Source organism: Psychromonas sp. B3M02 (genome assembly GCF_003318165.1).
In the GTDB taxonomy this organism is placed as follows: domain Bacteria; phylum Pseudomonadota; class Gammaproteobacteria; order Enterobacterales; family Psychromonadaceae; genus Psychromonas.
Genome location: NZ_QOCB01000124.1, coordinates 1 through 1,524, shown reverse-complemented (window position 1 = coordinate 1,524; position 1,524 = coordinate 1). Strand labels below are relative to the sequence as shown.

Here is a 1,524-nt window from a genome sequence, read left to right as displayed (position 1 = left end):
TTGATCCAAGTGTTGAGACTGTTAACGATGCCCCAGAAATTATTAACCTAGCGAGCAACGACTTCACCGAAGATGACGGCAGTGCCGTTGAAGGCGCGACTGTTGCTACCTTCGAGACCTTCGATGAAGATGGCGATGAGGTCACCGTGACCTTAAGCGATACGGTGAACTACGCATTAGTTGATGGCACGGTGGTATTAACCCAAGCCGGTGCAGACTTGGTGAACAGTGGACAAGATCTACCAGCATTCACCTTGATTCCAAACGATGGCACGGTAGATGGTGACGCGGTGAGCGTTGATCCAAGTGTCACCACAGTAAACGACGCCCCTGAAATCATTAACCTAGTGAGCAACGACTTTACCGAAGATGACGGCAGTGCCGTTGAAGGCGCGACCGTTGCAACCTTCGACACCTTCGATGAAGATGGCGATGAGGTGACGGTGACCTTAAGCGATACGGTGAACTACGCATTGGTTGATGGCACGGTTGTGTTAACCCAAGCCGGTGCTGACCTAGTGAACAGCGGTCAAGAGTTACCAGCATTTACACTGATCCCAAATGATGGCACCACTGATGGTGATACCGTAACGGTTGATCCAAGTGTTGAGACTGTTAATGATGCCCCTGAAATTATTAACCTAGTGAGCAACGACTTCACCGAAGATGACGGCAGTGCCGTTGAAGGCGCGACTGTTGCTACCTTCGACACCTTCGATGAAGATGGCGATGAGGTGACGGTGACCTTAAGCGATACCGTGAACTACGCATTGGTTGATGGCACGGTTGTCCTTACACAAGCCGGTGCTGACCTAGTGAACAGCGGTCAGGAATTACCGGCGTTTACACTGATCCCAAATGATGGCAGCACAGATGGTGACGCGGTGAGCGTTGATCCAAGTGTTGAGACTGTTAACGATGCCCCTGAAATTATTAACCTAGTGAGCAACGACTTTACCGAAGATGACGGCAGTGCCGTTGAAGGTGCGACCGTTGCTACCTTCGAGACCTTCGATGAAGATGGCGATGATGTGACGGTGACCTTAAGCGATACGGTGAACTATGCATTGGTTGATGGCACGGTGGTGTTAACCCAGGCCGGTGCTGACCTAGTGAACAGTGGTCAAGAGCTGCCTGCCTTCACCTTGGTTCCAAATGATGGCTCCACTGATGGCGAAACAGTTTCTGTTGACCCAAGTGTTGAGACTGTTAACGACGCCCCTGAAATCATTAACCTAGTCAGCAACGACTTTACCGAAGATGATGGCAGTGCCGTTGAAGGTGCGATTGTTGCTACCTTCGAGACCTTCGATGAAGATGGCGATGATGTGACGGTGACCTTAAGCGATACCGTGAACTATGCATTAGTTGATGGCACGGTTGTGCTCACACAAGCGGGTGCTGACCTAGTGAACAGTGGACAAGATCTACCAGCATTTACACTGATTCCGAATGATGGCACCACTGATGGTGATACCGTAACGGTTGATCCAAGTGTTGAGACTGTTAATGACGCCCCTGAAA

Annotated in this window: 1 protein-coding gene; it reads left to right on the top strand. The window is 50.5% G+C overall.

What is annotated here, in order from left to right:
* The coding region (locus DS885_RS17540; RefSeq protein WP_220149705.1) for a hypothetical protein at nt 1–1,524 on the top strand (1,524 nt) is incomplete at both ends.